This is a genomic window from Streptomyces sp. NBC_01478 (assembly GCF_036227225.1).
Taxonomy (GTDB): domain Bacteria; phylum Actinomycetota; class Actinomycetes; order Streptomycetales; family Streptomycetaceae; genus Streptomyces.
Genome location: NZ_CP109444.1, coordinates 1,847,035 through 1,863,534 on the forward strand (window position 1 = coordinate 1,847,035; position 16,500 = coordinate 1,863,534).

Here is a 16,500-nt window from a genome sequence, read left to right on the forward strand (position 1 = left end):
GAGGGGAGGCTTCGTTCAGAGACGTCGACGGTCCGGTCGTTCTCGGTCGGGCTCGGGCCACCGGTTGATCGCCGGGCCCTGTACGGCAGTAGGGTGACGCCCGTGGCACCACGACCGTTGCATGAGATCGTCGAACCGGGCTGGGCGAAAGCCCTGGAACCCGTGACCGGACGCGTCGCCGAGATGGGGGACTTCCTGCGCGCGGAGATCGCCGCCGGGCGCACCTACCTACCGGCCGGGCCGAATGTCCTCCGAGCCTTCCAGCAGCCCTTCGACGACGTCCGCGTCCTGATCGTCGGGCAGGACCCGTATCCGACTCCGGGGCACGCGGTGGGGCTGTCGTTCTCGGTGGCCCCCGAGGTACGTCCGCTGCCCCCGAGCCTGCTCAACATCTACCGGGAGCTGAACACGGACCTGGGCCTGCCCCAGCCGTCCAACGGCGACCTGACCCCGTGGAGCCAGCAGGGGGTGCTGCTGCTCAACAGGGCGCTCACCACGGCCCCGCGCAGTCCGGCCGCCCATCGCGGCAAGGGCTGGGAAGAGGTCACCGAGCAGGCGATACGGGCGCTGGCCGCGCGCGGCAAACCGCTGGTGTCGATCCTGTGGGGCCGTGACGCCCGCAACCTCCGTCCCCTCCTCGGCGACCTGCCTTCGGTGGAGTCCTCCCACCCGTCCCCGATGTCGGCCGACCGCGGCTTCTTCGGCTCCCGCCCCTTCAGCCGCGCCAACGACCTGCTGGTCCGGCAAGGAGGACAACCGGTGGACTGGCGCCTGCCGTGACGATTCCCGGGTTCCTCGCCGTGGACTCCGGAGGCTCCGGGCTCCGTGTCGTCGTCGGCGAGGTCGGTGGTGGCCGGAGATCCGGCCCACTCTCCTCAGGGGAACCCGTTCGGACCGGTGCTCGCGGTATCGACGCCGGGCATTTCATGGAGCAACTGGTCCCCATGGTGCGGGCGTTGGCCGAAAAGGCCGAGGTGTCCGAGGTGGCCACGGCCGCGATCGGGGCCGCCGGGCTCGCCACCCTCGGGGACGGATTACGGGCCGAGTTGCCGGGGGCGCTGGCCCGGGAGTTCGGGGTGCGGACGGTCGCGCTCGCCGCTGATGCGGTCATCGCCTACGTGGGCGCCCTCGGGGTGCGGCCCGGTGCCGTGGTGGCCGGCGGGACCGGTCTCATCGCGATCGGTACCGACCTCGCGGGGTGGCGGCGGGCGGACGGCTGGGGGCATCTGCTGGGTGACTGCGGTGGCGGGGCGTGGATCGGGCGGGCCGGGCTGGAGGCGGCGCTGCGCGCCTACGACGGGCGGGACGGTGGTTCGGTAGCGCTGTTGAGCTGCGCCGAGGAGCAGTTCGGGGCGATGGCGGGGTTGCCGGGGCGGTTGTATCCGCGGTCGGACCGGCCCGCCGTACTCGCCTCGTTCGCGCCCCGCGTCGCCGAGTGCGCCCCGGACGACCCGGTGGCGGCCGGCATCCTGCGCGCCGCCGCCCGGCACATCGCCGAGTCCGCCGGCGCGGTCTGCCCGGCCACCGGGGAGCCTCGTGTCGCGCTCGCGGGTGGCCTGTTCAAGATGGGCGAGCCTCTCCTCGCGCCCCTGCACGAGGAGTTGGCGAAACAACTGCCGCAAGCACGGACGGTCCCGGCGGAGGGCGATCCGCTGGACGGCGCCGTGCGGATCGCGCGGGATCTCGCCGCGGGCGCCCTCGGGCTGCCGTGTGACGACGTGATGTTGTCCGTGGTGAACCCGGGCGAGCCCAAAGGGACAAGGTGATCACTTCTGATCCGTACGTAACTCATCAGACAAAACAGGACGGATACCGCTCACCTGCACCCTCCCCGAACAGGGGAGCCCAGGAAGCCAGTAACATGCCTCGCCATGAGCTCCCCCACTGGGCCCGCGTCCGGCCTGCCAGTACGAATGCCGCGACCTCGCCAGCCCGGGCGGCACCGCCGACCCGAGCCGCTGGCGGCTCCCGAGGGCGCGCCCGCGTTCGTCCTCGCTGTACCGGGTACGCCCAGCGCCGCCACGCGCAGCCTCGCCGAGGAGGTCGTGAGCATCGCGCGCTCCGAGCTGCCCGGCCTGGACGGCCGCATCGGTTATCTCGACGGGGACGACTCGGAGTTCCCCACGCTGACGTCCGTGCTCGCGCACGCCGCCGAGGAGCGCACCGCCCGCTTCGAGCAGGCCAGGGCCGCCGGCGCCGACGTCAAGGAGCCCGACGGCCCGGTGGCCGTCGTGGTGCCGCTGCTCGCCGGTCCGGACAGCGCACTGCTGCGCCAGGTCCGCCAGGCCGTCATGGACAGCCGGGTCGCGGCCGATCTGACCGATGTGCTCGGCCCGCACCCGTTGCTCGCCGAGGCGCTGCACGTGCGGCTGTCCGAGGCGGGTCTGGCCCGTGCCGACCGCGCCCGGCTGTTCACCGTGGCGACCGCCGCTGACGGCATCATCCTCGCGTCCGTGGGTGGCGAGGAGGCCGTGCAGGCGGCCGGTATCACCGGCATGCTGCTCGCCGCGCGCCTCGCCGTGCCGGTGATGGCGGCGGCGCTGGACCAGGAGGGTTCGATCGCGGCCATCGCGGAGCAACTGCGTTCCTCGGGTTCGCAGCAACTCGCGCTGGCGCCCTATCTGATCGGCCCCGAGATCGACCCGGCCCTGCTCGATGCGGCCGCCGCCGAGGCCGGCTGTGCCACCGCCGAGGCGCTCGGCCCGTACCCGGCGATCGGCAAGCTCGCGCTCGCCAAGTACACGACGGCGCTGGGCATCGCCTCGCCGCAGCAGCAGGGCGCTCCGGTTCGCTGACCCACCCCGTACACGGAACGCCGTAGCGCCGAAAGGGCCCCTCCTCACGCGGGAGTGGGCCCTTCGGCATGTCCTGGAGTCGGTTGCGGCTTCAGTCGAACACCACGCAGGACGCGGCGGGCACCTTGACCGAGCCGCCGCGTCGCGGGACGCCCGTCGCCGGGTCGACGGCGAACCACGTGACGTCTCCGGAGCGTTCGTTCGCCACGTACAGGTGTCCCCCGGCCTCGGTGAGCGCGCGCGGCCAGTGGCCCTCGCAGGGCACCGTCCCGACCAGCCGCAGCCCCTCGCCCTCGACCGCGAGCACGGACAGCACGTCCTCGCCGCGGGTCGCCGTCCAGACGAAGCGGCCGTCCGGCGAGGCCACGATGCCCGAGGGGTAGGCGGCCTCACCGTCCGGGGAGCCCGGCAGGACCGATGTCTCGGTCAGCGGCTGCAGTGAGCCGCTCTCCGCGTCCCAGCGGCAGACGGTGACGGTCGGGGCGAGTTCGTTGAGGACGTAGGCGAGACCGCCGTCGGGATGGAAGGCCAGGTGGCGGGGGCCCGAGCCGGGCCTGAGCGCGATCTCGCGATGCAGTACGGGACGGCCGTCCTCCAGCGTGCACACCCGCACGGAGTCGGTGCCGAGGTCGACGCTGACCGCCCAGCGGCCGCTCGGGTCGGGCTGGATCTGGTGGGCGTGCGGAACGTGCTGGCGCTGCTCGTGCGGGCCGGAGCCGGTGTGCCGGAGCTGTCCGGAGGAGCTGCCGGCCAGGGTGCCGTCCGGGCGGACCGGCACGGCGGTGACGCTGCCGGAGCCGTAGTCGGCGGTCAGCACGTGCCCCGCGAACAGGCTCAGGTGGGTCGGTCCCGCGCCGACGCGCACCGGCGTCCCGAGCAGCTCGGGCTTGTCGTCGATGACGCGGTACGCGGCCACCGCGCCCTCGGCCGTCTCGCTGACGGCGTAGAGGGTGTCCCCGTCGGGTGCCAGGGCGAGATACGAGGGGTCGGGAACGCCGTCGACACCGCTCACGACGGTCAGCGCGCCGCTCTCCGCGTCCACGGCCGCCGTGACGACACCCGGGCCGCCCGCCGCCGTGAACGACCCGATGAAGGCCCGTCGTTCCCGCCTGTCGCCGTCTGCCACGGCTGTCCCCTCTCGGTCTGTGCTCCGGTCCGTGCTCCGGCTCTGTGCTGTCGGGGCTGACGGTAGCAGTCGATCATGACCGGTCTAGACCAAAGTGCCGAGTCTGTTCGAGCGGGACATGGCGGAGCGTGCGCGCAGCGGCTCGGCGAGTTCGGCGAGGGCGCGTTCCAGGCCGTGGAGGTGGACGCCGGTGCGGGTTCGGCGCGCGGCCGGGCAGAGTCGACCGTGAGCCGCGACGTGTCACCCTCGGCGAGCGCCTCGCCCCCGGCCTCGATGCGCCGGCAGGCGGCAGGCGGCAGGCAGCAGGCAGCAGGCAGCAGGCGAGCGGATGTCGTGCGCGGCCTCCGCCTTTGCCTTCGCCAGGCCGAACCGGCTCAGGCTCCGACGAGCCGCGAACCAGACCGTGCGCGCAGCGGCTCCGCCAGTTCCGCGAGGGCGCGTTCCAGGCCGTGGAGGTGGGCCAGCGCGGGCTCCGTCGGCGGCCTGGCCTCGGTGGCCGTAAGACGTGCCGTATCGCCGTCGGTGAGTGCCTCGACCGCGATCTCGACGCGCCAGCAGGCGGCGGCCAGGCGGGTGTCGTGGGAGGCCTCGGGGTCTGCGGCCACGGCGGCGAGGCCGCGGATCTCACGGGCGCAGTCGTCGAGCAGGGCGAGTACTCGGCGGGCGCGGCGCTTGCGGCCGAGTGTCGGGTTCAGCGGGTGCACCAAGGGGGCCACGGAGAGCCGTACCCGGCCGAGGAGTTGCTCCAGTTCGGCGACCCGTCCGGCGGGGTCGGCCGTCGTGGAACCGGCGAGGCGGGCGGCGGCCTCGGCGGTGCAGGTGTGGACGCAGCGCAGGGCGCGTTGGATCCAGGCGTCGGTGGTGGTGTGCGTGGTCACCGGCAGCACGAGCAGGACGGCCAGTACGGCACCGAGCGCGCCGACGCCGGTCTCCGCGAACCGCAGGGCCAGCAGGCCGGGGTTCAGGACGCCGAGGAGGCCGTAGAGCAGCTCGGCCATCAAGGTCACCGAGAGCATCATCCACGTGTAGGAGACGGCGGCCGAGTAGAAGATCAGGAAGACGCAGGCGGCGACCAGGATCGCGGTGGGGACAGGTGCGCCGTGGACCGGTACGGCGACGAGCAGGCCCAGGGCGATGCCGAGGACCGTGCCGAGGACGCGGCGGAAGCCGCGGATCACGGTCTCGCCGCGCGAGGCGGTGTTGACGAAGATCCACCAGGTGGCGCCGACGGCCCAGTACCAGCGCTGCCCGGACACCAACTGGCCCACCACAAGGGCGAATCCGGCGCCCGCGGTCGCCTGGACGGCCTGTCGGGTGGTCACCCGGGCCAGCCCGCGGCCGGTCGGCGGGGCGGGTACGGCGGGCGGGGGCAGCCGGCGCTCGTAGCACCACAGGCCGAAGCGGACCGCCGCCGCGGTGAGCACGGAGAGGGCCACGGCGGCGTAGAGCATGGGCAGTTGGTCAGTGGTCGCGTGCAGGAACTGGGCCACGAAGAAGGTCATGAACGCGAAGACGCCGAGGCTGTGGCCGCGCGGTCCCCAGCGGCGGGCGTAGACGCCGGCGCCGACCACGGCGAGGAAGGTGAGGTCCCGGGCGACGGGGTGGTCGTGCAGTTCGGCCGCGGCGGCGAGCACCGGCAGGCCCACGCAGGGCAGCAGCGCGGTGGTGACGGCCTGCCCGCGCACCGTGGCGTCCGTCACCGTGAACAGGGCGAGCAGCGCGGCGAGACCGCCGGTCACGGTGCCCGCGAGGGACTGGCCGGTGAGCCCGCACACGACGACCGCCAGACCGATGCCGAGAACGGCCCGCGCGGCGAAACGCAACCGCGTCCGCCCCGGGTCCGGAGCCACGAACACCCGCTTCAGCACTGCTTCCCCGCCCCTTGCGCACACCCACATGAAAAAGGCGCCGCGGAGGTCCGCAGCGCCATCGACATGTCCATCACAGCACCATCGAGGCGACTGGCTCAAGTGCCTCTCGACTCACTGGACCATTGGCACAGCTCTTGGAAGTAGAGCCATTGGTACAGTCGTGTGCCATGAGCGTGGACGAACTCGACACCCGCATCCTGCGGCTGCTCCTGGAGCAGCCGCGTACCAGCGTGCGCGAGTACGCCCGGCTGCTCGGCGTCGCGCGCGGCACGCTCCAGGCGCGGCTGGACCGGCTGGAGCGGGACGGGGTGATCACCGGCACCGGCCCCTACCTCTCCCCCGCCGCGCTCGGGCACCCGGTGCTCGCGTTCGTGCACATCGAGGTCACCCAGGGGCATCTCGACGAGGTCGGGGACGCGCTGGCCGCCGTGCCGGAGATCGTCGAGGCGTTCTCGATCACCGGGGGCGGGGATCTGCTCACCCGCGTCGTGGCGCGGGACAACGGTCATCTGGAGGATGTGATCCAGCGGCTGATCAGCCTGCCCGGGGTGGTCCGCACCCGGACCGAGATGGTGTTGCGCGAGCGTGTCCCGCACCGCCTGCTGCCGCTGGTGGAGGCGGTCGGCCGCGCGGCCGGGAAGTGACCCCTCGGCATCCCTTGGCGTCCCTTGGCATCCTGATCCCATGAGCGATCCCGGCGGCCTCTCGGTCATCTTCGATCTCGACGGAACACTCGTGGACAGCGAGCCGAACTACTACGAAGCCACCCGGCAGACCCTCGCCGAGCACGGCGTCCCGGACTTCACCTGGGAACAGCACGAGCGCTACGTCGGCATCAGCACCCAGGAGACCCTTGTCCTCCTGAAGGAGCGCCACGGCCTGAAGGCGCCGGTGGAGGAGCTGCTCGCGGAGACGAACCGCCACTATCTGGCGCTGGCCAGGGCCGCCACCCGCGTGTACCCGGAGATGCGGAAGTTCGTGGAGCTGCTGGCGGCCGAGGGGGTGCCGATGGCGGTGGCCTCGGGTTCGTCGCCGGAGGCCATCGAGGCGATCCTGGCGGGCACCGGGCTCGACGCGTGGCTGCGGACCGCGGTCTCGGCGGACGAGGTGGCGCGGGGCAAGCCCGCGCCGGACGTCTTCCTGGAGGCCGCGCGGCGGCTCGGGTCGGCTCCGGCCGACTGTGCGGTCCTGGAGGACGCGGCTCCGGGCGCGGCGGCGGCGCACGCGGCCGGGATGCGCTGCATCGCGATCCCGTACGTGGCCGCGCAGGCCGACGCCCCCGAGTTCGCGACGGCGGGCCTGCTACTGCGGGGCGGCCAGGCGGAGTTCAGCGCGCAGGGGGCGTACGACTGGCTGACCTGACCTGACCACCAGGGCCGCCGGAAGAAGTCCGAGTGAAACCCGAATGCGCCCGCTTGTTCGGTTCTGGGAGCATGCCGGAATGATCGACCGACTCGAACCGCTGGTCCTCCGCCACACGTTCCGCATCCCCCTCCCCACGGCTCCCGTGAGTGAAAGCCCCACGGGTCCCCTGGGTGAAGGCGCCGTCGCCGCGCGGCAGTTCGACGCCGCGTTGCTCACCGTGGGCTTCAAGCTCTCCGCGGATCTGCTGGAACGGCTGTCGGTGCTGCCCGAGGAGACGGTCGTCCGTATCGCCGGACGCACGCTGCGGACCGTCCGCGAGCTGGTCGGCGATCACGTGCGGCACAACGCCTACTTCATCGACTTCCCGAAGAACGTGCCCTCCACCGAGGACTTCTGGATGGAGTGCCTGCTCGACGCGCTCCGCGACGAGAAGACGCGCGCCGGAACACTGGCCGAGATGTGGACCGGCGTGGTGAACCTGCTCAGCCTGCCGACGTACGGCCGATACCAGCACACGTACGCCGAACTGCTCGCCGTGCAGGACGAGTTGATCGCGGCGGCCGGCGACCGGCTCACGGTGCTGCACCCGGGCGGCCACCTGGTCGACGAACTCACCGCGCTGTACCTGGCGTTGGCCGGCAGCACCACACCCCTGGGCGAGGAGCACCAGCGCGATCTGCGCGCCCTGGCCGAGCGCTGCGCCGACGGGCCGCAGCCCGAGGCGATCCCGGTCCGGGAGAACCGCGCGCTCGTCAACCAGGCCCGCCTGAAGGCCGGTTCGGAGCTTCTGGTGGACACTGTCACCGATGTGCTGCGGCTGGCCTGCGCCCTGTCGGACGGCGAGGTGTCGCTGCTGGCGCCGACCCGCTTCCGCTCGCAGTCCCGCCCGGTGCGGCGGGCGCTGCTCGCCGCGCTGGACTCGGTGGTCGCCGCGTCGCCAGCAAAGCTCGCCGACGTGGCCGTGCACCGCGAGGCGTGGAAGCGGCTCGGTGAGCGGCTGCACCCGCACGAGTACCCGCGGTGGCCGCACGCCGCCGAGGTGTTCGCGGTCGCGCGCGGCGAGCGGAAGGCACCCTCGTTCGACGGCCGGGTCGAGGAACTCCTCGCTGCGGACGACCTGTTGGGAGCCGTGGCACTGCTGAGGTCCGCGCCCGGCAAGCTGTTCCGCGCGCTGGACCGGCTGCTGCGCACGGCGCGCACGCAGGAGGAGCGGGACGCCGTGGCGGCCGCCGCCGAGCAGGTCGCGCCCGAGGTGTCGGGCCGTGTCGTGCTGTCGGTGCGCGAGCATCTGCACAACCGGGCCCGGGAGACCGGGCAGTTGCGGGTCTTCGTGAACCGGCGCGGCCGGGCCTGGGTGACCGACGACGAGCGGTCGGTCGTAGGACCGGTGGAGCGGGCGCGGCTGATTGCCGCGCTCGACGACGAGACGCGGCGTCGACTGCCCGTCGTGGAGCGGCTGTTGGTCGATCCGGAGGTGCTCGACGTGGCGCTGCCGTTGAGCGGGAAGGCGACGGCGGCCGGGCTCGGGGTGCTGCCGCGCGGGTCGTTGTCGGCGGTGGAGGGCGAGTTGCTGCGCTTCTTCGTGTACTGGAAGGAGGCGAAGCGGCGTACCGACTTCGACCTGTCCGCGCTGATGCTGAACGCCGACTACTCGACGAACGCGTGGTTGTCGTACACCTCGCTCACCGAGGTCGAGGGCGAGCACTCCGGTGACATCGTCGAAGCACCGGACGGGGCCTCGGAGTTCATCAATCTGCGGCTGGGTTCCGTCCGCGGGGCGTTCGTCGTGCCGCAGGTCAACATCTTCGCGGGTGAGGGCTTCGAGGAGGTCGAGGAGTCGTTCTTCGGGTTCATGCTGCGCGAGGGCGAGCAGCGGGGGCGGCCGTTCGAGCCGCGTACCGTGCGGATGAAGTCGGAGCTGCGCGGGGCGGGCCGGGTCGCGCTGCCGCTGGTGTTCCTGCGCGGGGACGACGGTGGCTGGCGGGCGAAGTGGCTGCACCTGTATCTCAAAGGCAGTCCGTCGGCGAACCGGGTGGAGGAGAACCGGGTGACGGTGGCGACGCTGCTGCGCGGCATCGTCGAGCGTGAGCAGCTCACCGTGCGCCATCTCGTCGAGCTGATGACCGGGGAGGGGACCACGGTGACCCTGTGGGACGGCGAGACGGTCCCGGACGGACCGGTCACCTACATCGGTCTGCGCCGCCCGGACGAGCTGCCCGAGGGTTCGCGGATCGTGACTCCCGAAAATCTGCGCGACCTGATCCCCGCGTGACTGATAGCGTCGGTCGCGGCGAGGCCATGAACGGGCTTCCTTCTCCATCCCTTATTGCCTTCGGGCTAAAGAATCCAGTCCGTTCGCTTTCCTCGCCCTCGACGTTCCGTGAGGGGTGCCCCAGGGCGCCCCTCACGTTCTTTCTCCGCCCAAACCCCACTTCACCCACTTGTGGGACAATCCTCTATGCGCGGACGAAAGGCCACTTCAGTGAGCGGAACGTATGACGGGTCCGACTACGCCGGCCTGCGGCTCGACCGCACCGGCCAGGCCGAGGCCTTCGACGCCATCGGGGACCGGTACGACGAGGCCTTCCCGCACAAGGAGGGCCAGATCGGCGCGGGCGACTGGCTGATCAAGTCCCTCCCCCCGGGCTCCCGCGTGCTGGACCTCGGCTCCGGCACGGGCGTGCCGACCGCCCGGCAACTGGCCGACGCAGGTCTCGAGGTCGTCGGCGTGGACCTGTCCGCCGGGATGGTGGAGCTGGCCCGGGGGTACGTCCCCACCGCCACGTTCCACCAGCTCGACCTCGCGGAGCTGCGCCCGGGCGGCCCCCGTGACCTGGGCCGTTTCGACGGTGTCGCCGCGTTCTTCTCCCTGCTCATGCTTCCGCGCGCGGAGATCCCGCTCGCCCTGCGCACGATCCACCACCTGCTCACCCCGGGCGGACTGTTCGCCCTGTCGATGGTGGAGGCCCATGTGGACGACTTCGCGATCCCCTTCCTCGGCCACACGATCAGGGTCTCCGGCTATCTCCTCGAAGACCTGCACAAGATCCTCGACACGGCGGGCTTCGAGATCGTGAAGGAGACCTCCTACACCTACGCCCCGGCGGTCGCCGACGTCCCGCCCGAGGAACAGGTCTTCCTGTGCTGCCGACGGCGCGACTGACGCCGTAGCACCGACACGGCGGCCATGCCGCACCAGTGGACGGGACGAAGCGCGTGACGGAGCATCCCAGCCCTCGCGAAGGCCCCGCCGGATCCACCCGGCGAGGCGTCTCGTCGAGCGGCCCGGCACCCGTCGTACCGCTCGGCCGGACGCCTGTACGGCACATGGACCGGCTCCAGTACCTGGATGTGGCCACCCGGCGGATCGCCCGCGGGATGGACCTGGACGAGACGCTGCGGGAGCTGCGGTGGGCGGCGGTGCCCGCCTTCGCGGACGCGATCGTGATCCATCTGCACGATCCGCTGCCCGTCGGGGACGAGAAGTCGCCCACGGCCGTCGTGCTGCAACTGCACAGCGTCGACCGGGCGCCGGAGGCCAGGACCGCGCTGCTGATGCCGCACGCCGAGTACGGGGACGTGGCCGAGCGGGTGCGGCCGGTGCTCGACGGCCGGCTCGCGAAACTGCTGCTGGCCGGGCAGCCGGCCTTCGGCGACACACCGGGCATCGGCCTCGCGGTGACCGAGCTGCTGGGACCCACGGCGAGCGCGCCGGGGACACTGCCGCCGGGCCGCCGGCTGATCATCGCCCCGCTGCACGGCCGCCACCACGTCATGGGCACCGTCGTCCTGCTGCGCCGCCCCGACCGCTCCGCGTTCACCGCCGACGACCTGCTCGTCGCCTCCCAACTGGCCACCCACACCGCCATCGGCGTCCAGAAGGCGGTGATGTACGGCCACGAGGCCTCCGTCGCGGACACCCTCCAGCACACCATGCTCCCGTCGTCGCTGCCCGAACCGACCGGCATCCGCCTGGCCAGCCGCTATCTGCCCGCCTCGAAGACCGCGCAGGTCGGCGGCGACTGGTACGACGCGATCCCGCTGCCCGGCAGCCGGGTCGCACTGATCGTCGGCGACGTCATGGGCCACTCCATGACCTCCGCCGCGATCATGGGCCAGTTGCGCACCATCGTGCAGACCCTCGCCGGCCTCGACCTGCCCCCGCACGAGGTCCTCCACCACCTCGACGAACAGGCCCAGCGGCTCGGCAGCGACCACATCGCGACCTGCCTGTACGCGATCTACGACCCGATCTCGCACCGCCTGCTCATGGCCAACGCCGGCCATCCGCCCGCCGTGCTGCTGCGCCCGAACGGCCACGCCGAGGTCCTCCAGGTCCCGCCGGGCGCGCCGATCGGTGTCGGCGGTGTCGTCTTCGAGTCAGTGGAGATGCCGGCGCCCACCGGCACCACCCTGGTCCTGTACACCGACGGCCTGGTCGAGTCCCGTGACAGGGACGTGGGGACGGGCGTCGAGGCCCTGCGCACACATCTCCGCTCCACCCCGCACAGACACCGTCTCTCCTCGCTGGAGCGCCTGTGCGACCGGATCCTCACCGCGCTGGCGCCGGGCCCCCGCGACGACGACATCGCGCTGCTCACCGCCCGCTTCGAGGGCTTCCCGCCGGACAGCGTCGGCTACTGGCACCTCGACCCCCACCCGCTCACGGCCGGACAGGCCCGCCGGCTGACCCGCAGGGTGCTGCACCGCTGGGGCCTGGACCCCCTGCTGGACACCACGGAACTCCTGGTCGGCGAGGTCGTCACGAACGCCGTACGGTACGCGTCCCGACCCATCTCGCTCCGGCTGCTGCGCACCGACGTGCTGCGCTGCGAGGTGACCGACGACTCGTCCCAGGTGCCCCGGATGCGGGACGCGGCACCGGGCGACGAGGGCGGGCGGGGGCTGTTCATCGTCGACCGGCTCGCGCAGCGCTGGGGAGCGACGCGGCTGAGCACGGGGAAGGTCGTGTGGTTCGAGCAGCAGATCCCGAAAGAGCCGCCGTATCACGGGAGTTGACGACCGGCCGTACGCATCAGGGGAGTTGACGACCAACCGGGCGTAACACGGGAGTTGCAGCTCAGACCGGTCCAACTCCCGTGCCGCCCTTGAGGCGTTCCAGGTCGGAGGTGCGGACCTGGATGACGACGACGGCGATCAGCGCGGCGACGACGGTGAAGATCGCCGCCATGACGAACGCGGCCGAGACCCCGGCGGTGAGGACGTGATCGCCCCAGGTGCCCGGGAGTTGGCCGGTGTGCTGGAACCGGAGGCGCTCGGCCGGGGTCGCCTGCGACAGGAACGCGGGGATCTGGTCCTTCGCCTCGTTGCGGCTGGCCGTGCCGAACATCGTGACCAGGATGGACAGTCCGAGCGAACCGCCCACCTGCTGCATGACGTTGAGGAGTCCGGAGGCCGCGCCGGTCTCCTGGACGGGGACGTCGGAGAGGGCCATCAGGGTCAGCGACACGAACTCCATGCCCATGCCCAGGCTGAACACGAGCATCGGGCCGAGGACACTGCCCAGGTACGTGGAGTGGACGTCCGTCAGCGTCAGCCAGGACAGGCCGCCCGCGGCGAGGATCGCGCCGACGACCATGAACGGCTTGGGGCCGTAGGTCGGCAGGAACCGCGAGGCCAGGCCCGCGCCGACCGCGATCACCGCACTGACCGGCAGGAAGGCGAAGCCGGCCATGAGCGGGCTGAAGCCCAGCACGTCCTGCACGAAGAGCGTGAGGAAGAAGAACATGCCGAAGATCGCGGCGGCGAGGCAGAGCATGATGCCGTACGTCCCGGCCCGGTTGCGGTCGCGGAACATGTGCAGCGGGGTGATCGGCTGCCGGGAGCGCCGCTCGACCAGGACGAACAGCGCGAGGACGACGACGGCCGCGCCGAACGAGGCCAGGGTGAGCCAGTCGCTCCAACCCTCCTGCGCGGCCCGGATGAAGCCGTACACCAGCAGCACCATGCCCACGGTGGAGGTCAGCGCGCCGGTGAGGTCGAAGTGGCCGGGATGGCGTTCGGACTCGCGGATCCAGCGCGGGGTGGCGAGGACGATGAGCAGTCCGATGGGCACGTTGACGAAGAGCACCCAGCGCCAGTTCAGCCACTCGACGAGGATCCCGCCCATCAGCAGTCCGATCGCGCCGCCGCCGGCCGAGACACCGGCGAAGACCCCGAACGCCCGGTTGCGCTCCGGGCCTTCACGGAACGTCGTGCTGATGAGGGCGAGGGAGGTCGGCGAGGCGATGGCACCGCCGACGCCCTGGAGGGCGCGGGCGGCGAGGAGTTCGCCGGAGTTCTGGGACAACCCGCCGAGCAGGGAGGCGAGTACGAAGAGCAGCACCCCGAACACGAACACCCGCCGCCTGCCGAGAATGTCACCGGCCCGCCCACCGAGCAGCAGCAGACCGCCGAAGGTGAGGGTGTACGCGTTGACCACCCAGGCCAGGCTGGTGGTCGAGAACCCCAGCGAACTCTGGATGTGCGGCAGCGCGATGTTCACGATGGTGATGTCGAGGACCACCATCAACTGACAGGACGCGATGACCAGCAGCGCCATCGTGCTTCCGCCACCGCCCGGTTCCCGGGTGGTGGACTGCGCTGCGGAGGCTTGCTGAGGACTGCTGCTCATGGCGGTTCGCACTCACGAGAGGCCGGTGAACGACTCCGTCCACTGGATGCTCACCGTTCGACGGTACGCCCGCCCCCTGCTCCCCACCACTCGATCATCCCGAGTCCAGGCGTTAGGTTCACACATGACAGGACAAGGGGAGAAACCTTTGGTGACCGAGGTCGTCGTCGACGGACGGACGTTGTCCTACGGCGATGTCGTCGCCGTCGCCCACCATGGCGCCCATGTCGCGCTCGCGGACGGGGTGTTGCCGCGTCTGGTGCGTGAACGGGCCGTCGTGGACGACGTGGTCGACCGGCAGGTGCCGACATACGGCCTGACGACGGGACTGGGCGCCCGCTCCTCCTACGCCCTGCCCCGTGCGGAACTGGACGCGTTCAGCGTCCGCACGGTCCGGGGCCGGGCGAACGCGGTCGGCGATCCCCTGCCGGTCCCGGTCGTACGGGCCGCTCTCGTCTCCCGGGTCAACGGCCTCGTGGGCGGCGGCAGCGGCGTGCGGCCGGAGATCGTACGGCTGCTCGTGGAGATGCTCAACGCGCGGGTGCATCCGGTGATCCCCGAGGTGGGGTCGATCGGCGCGTCCGACCTGTGCCAGATGGCGCACGTCGGTCTGGTCGTCATCGGCGAGGGCGGCGCCGAGTACGACGGTGAGGTGCTCGACGGCGCCACGGCCCTGCGCCGCGCAGGTCTCGCCCCGGCTCAGCTCGGCCCGAAGGACGGCCATGTGCTGTGCAGCGCAAGCCCGTTGGCGGCCGGCATCGGCGCCCTCGCCCTGCACGAGACGGCCGCGCTCCTCACCCTGGCCCAGGCGGTCACGGCCCTGACCTACGAGGGCTTCCGGGCCAACACCAGCCCGCTCGACGCCCGGGTACTGGCCCTGCGCCCGGCTCCCGGCCAGTCCCGCGCGGCGGCCGAACTGCTGTCCCTGCTGACCGGGGGTGAGTTGACCGACCCCCGCAACGCCCGCCGGGTCCAGGACCCGGTCAGCCTGCGGTGCGCCGCGCAGATGCATGGCGCGGGGTACGCGGCGCTGGCGTTCGCGGACGCGGCGCTGATGCCGGAGTTGAACGGGTGCGGGGACAATCCGGTGGTGCTGGGCGGTGCCGGGGGTGTCGTGGAGGGATTGAGCGGCGCCGGTGACAACCCGGGAACGCCGCCTGGTGCCGGAGACACCCCGGATTCGCTGACCGACACCGGCGGCGAGCCGCACGCACCGGCGCCGCGCGCCAACGCCGAGATCCTCTCGTCCGGCAACTTCCACACCCCCGCCCTGGCCCTCGCCTACGACACCCTCGCGCTGGCCCTGACCCAGACCGCCGCCGTCTCCGCCGAGCGCATGCGCAGGTTGCTCGACCCGGCCGTCACCGGGCTCCCCGCGAACCTCTCGCCGTACGGTCCGGAACGCTCCGGTTTCGCGCCGCTGGTCAAGACGGCGCAGGCGCTGGTCGCAGAGGTGCGGATGCTGTCCGTGCCGGTGTGCACCGATCCCCGGCAGGGCGCGGACGCCGTGGAGGACGACTCGACCAACGCGGCGCTCGGCGCACGGCGGTTGACGACGATGCTCGGCCGGCTGCGCCAACTGCTCGCCGTGGAGGCGGTGGTGGCCTCGCAGGCGGTGGATCTGGCGGCGCCGGCCGCGCTGGGGCGGGGGCCCGGGTACCTGCACCGCGCCATCCGGAAGGTCGTGCCCACCCTGACCGACGACCGCCCGCACGGGGTGGACGTGGAGACGGTGAGCCGCGACATCCTGGGGTCCGAAGACGTCCGCGGCACACTGAACTCCTGGGCGAAAGAAGCGACATGACCAACGTCGACGTACACCAGCATCTGTGGACCCCCTCGCTGGTGACGGCGCTGCGCGCGCGCCGCGAGCCGCCGTACCTGGACGGCTGGACGTTGTTCCTGGACGGTGAGCCGCCCTTCGAGATACCGCCCGCCGACCACGACCTCGCGCGGCGCGCTGACCTCGCGACCGCCGACGGTCTCGGCCGGGTCCTGGTCTCGCTGTCCGCCCCGATCGGCGTGGAGTGGCTGCCCGAGGCGGAGGCACGGCCCCTGCTCGACGCCTACCACGACGGCGTGGCGGCGCTGCCCGAGCCGTTCGGGGCCTGGGCCGCGGCCTGTGTGCGGGACATCGACGCGGACGCGACCGCCAAGGACCTCGACCGGGGCTTCGCCGGCCTTCAACTCCCCGCCAACTCCCTTGTCGACGCGGCCGGTTATGCCCGCTGCGCCCCGCTCCTCGACCTGCTCGAAGAGCGCGACCTCCCGCTCTTCGTCCACCCGGGGCCCGCGGTGGGCTCCTCGGCGGACCCCGCCTGGTGGCCCGCGATGGTGCCCTACGTCCAGCAGATGCACGCCGCCTGGTACGCCTTCCGCGCCTTCGGCCGCCCGCGCCATCCACGCCTGCGGGTGTGCTTCGCCCTGCTGGCCGGACTCGCCCCGCTGCACGGCGAACGGCTGGCGGCCCGGGGCGGACAGCGGCAGAAGGGCGACCCGGGCGTGTTCGTCGAGACCTCGTCCTACGGCCCGACCGCCGTCGAGGCGACCGTGCGCGCCCTCGGCGTGAACGCCGTGGTCCAGGGCTCGGACCGCCCGTACGCGGAGCCTCCGTACCATCCGGGATACGGCCTGGGCGGCGCGGCGGCGTACGCCTTCCGCATCGCCAACCCGCGGAGACTGCTGACCGGCCAGGGGTGACGGAGATCG

The 16,500-nt window shown here is 72.2% G+C and carries 13 protein-coding genes; 10 read left to right on the plus strand and 3 right to left on the minus strand.

Annotation, left to right across the window (positions count from 1 at the left end; genetic code table 11):
- Window positions 1–102: 102 nt before the first annotated feature.
- The 3 genes from OG223_RS08405 (at window position 103) to OG223_RS08415 (ending at window position 2,795) form a co-directional block, all read left to right on the plus strand.
- The gene (locus OG223_RS08405) at window positions 103–780 is read left to right on the plus strand and encodes a uracil-DNA glycosylase (RefSeq protein WP_329244629.1); all 678 of its coding nucleotides are present in this window, start codon (window positions 103–105) and stop codon (window positions 778–780) included.
- Window positions 777–1,766: an N-acetylglucosamine kinase gene (locus OG223_RS08410; RefSeq protein WP_329244632.1), complete on the plus strand. Its 990-nt coding sequence runs from the start codon at window positions 777–779 to the stop codon at window positions 1,764–1,766. The genes OG223_RS08405 and OG223_RS08410 overlap by 4 nt, the downstream gene beginning before the upstream one ends.
- Before the next feature lie 105 nt (window positions 1,767–1,871).
- Entirely contained in the window at window positions 1,872–2,795 is a 924-nt protein-coding gene (locus tag OG223_RS08415) for a sirohydrochlorin chelatase (protein WP_329244634.1), read from the plus strand.
- Between the two features lie 91 nt (window positions 2,796–2,886).
- Here OG223_RS08415 and OG223_RS08420 read toward each other — a convergent pair whose 3' ends face one another.
- Window positions 2,887–3,921 (minus strand): lactonase family protein, encoded by a 1,035-nt coding sequence (locus OG223_RS08420; RefSeq protein ID WP_329244637.1) that lies wholly within the window; start codon window positions 3,919–3,921, stop codon window positions 2,887–2,889.
- Between the two features lie 374 nt (window positions 3,922–4,295).
- Window positions 4,296–5,789 (minus strand): FUSC family protein, encoded by a 1,494-nt coding sequence (locus OG223_RS08425; protein WP_329244640.1) that lies wholly within the window; start codon window positions 5,787–5,789, stop codon window positions 4,296–4,298.
- Between the two features lie 170 nt (window positions 5,790–5,959).
- Between OG223_RS08425 and OG223_RS08430 the strand changes: the two genes are divergently transcribed.
- The 5 genes from OG223_RS08430 to OG223_RS08450 all read left to right on the plus strand — a co-directional run bounded on the left by OG223_RS08430 (window position 5,960) and on the right by OG223_RS08450 (window position 12,176).
- Window positions 5,960–6,436: an Lrp/AsnC family transcriptional regulator gene (locus OG223_RS08430; protein WP_329244642.1), complete on the plus strand. Its 477-nt coding sequence runs from the start codon at window positions 5,960–5,962 to the stop codon at window positions 6,434–6,436.
- 40 nt (window positions 6,437–6,476) lie between these two features.
- Entirely contained in the window at window positions 6,477–7,154 is a 678-nt protein-coding gene (locus OG223_RS08435) for an HAD family hydrolase (RefSeq protein ID WP_329244645.1), read from the plus strand.
- 79 nt (window positions 7,155–7,233) lie between these two features.
- Window positions 7,234–9,429: a hypothetical protein gene (locus OG223_RS08440; protein WP_329244648.1), complete on the plus strand. Its 2,196-nt coding sequence runs from the start codon at window positions 7,234–7,236 to the stop codon at window positions 9,427–9,429.
- Window positions 9,430–9,615: 186 nt separating this feature from the next.
- A complete protein-coding gene (locus tag OG223_RS08445) occupies window positions 9,616–10,320 on the plus strand; it encodes a class I SAM-dependent DNA methyltransferase (RefSeq protein WP_443073697.1) in 705 nt (234 codons plus the stop codon).
- A 53-nt stretch (window positions 10,321–10,373) separates the two neighbouring features.
- Entirely contained in the window at window positions 10,374–12,176 is a 1,803-nt protein-coding gene (locus tag OG223_RS08450; protein ID WP_443073698.1) for an ATP-binding SpoIIE family protein phosphatase, read from the plus strand.
- Window positions 12,177–12,237: 61 nt separating this feature from the next.
- Here the strand turns inward: OG223_RS08450 and OG223_RS08455 are convergent, their stop codons facing one another.
- Window positions 12,238–13,719 carry an MFS transporter gene (locus OG223_RS08455; protein WP_329265195.1) on the minus strand — a complete coding sequence of 494 codons (1,482 nt, stop codon included), beginning with the start codon at window positions 13,717–13,719 and terminating at the stop codon, window positions 12,238–12,240.
- Between the two features lie 223 nt (window positions 13,720–13,942).
- On the opposite strand from OG223_RS08455, the gene OG223_RS08460 reads away from it, so the two are divergent.
- A complete protein-coding gene (locus tag OG223_RS08460) occupies window positions 13,943–15,595 on the plus strand; it encodes an HAL/PAL/TAL family ammonia-lyase (RefSeq protein WP_329244653.1) in 1,653 nt (550 codons plus the stop codon).
- Window positions 15,592–16,491, plus strand: a complete 900-nt coding sequence (locus OG223_RS08465; RefSeq protein WP_329244655.1) for an amidohydrolase — start codon at window positions 15,592–15,594, stop codon at window positions 16,489–16,491. Before OG223_RS08460 ends, OG223_RS08465 begins: the two co-directional genes overlap by 4 nt.
- Window positions 16,492–16,500: the final 9 nt, after the last annotated feature.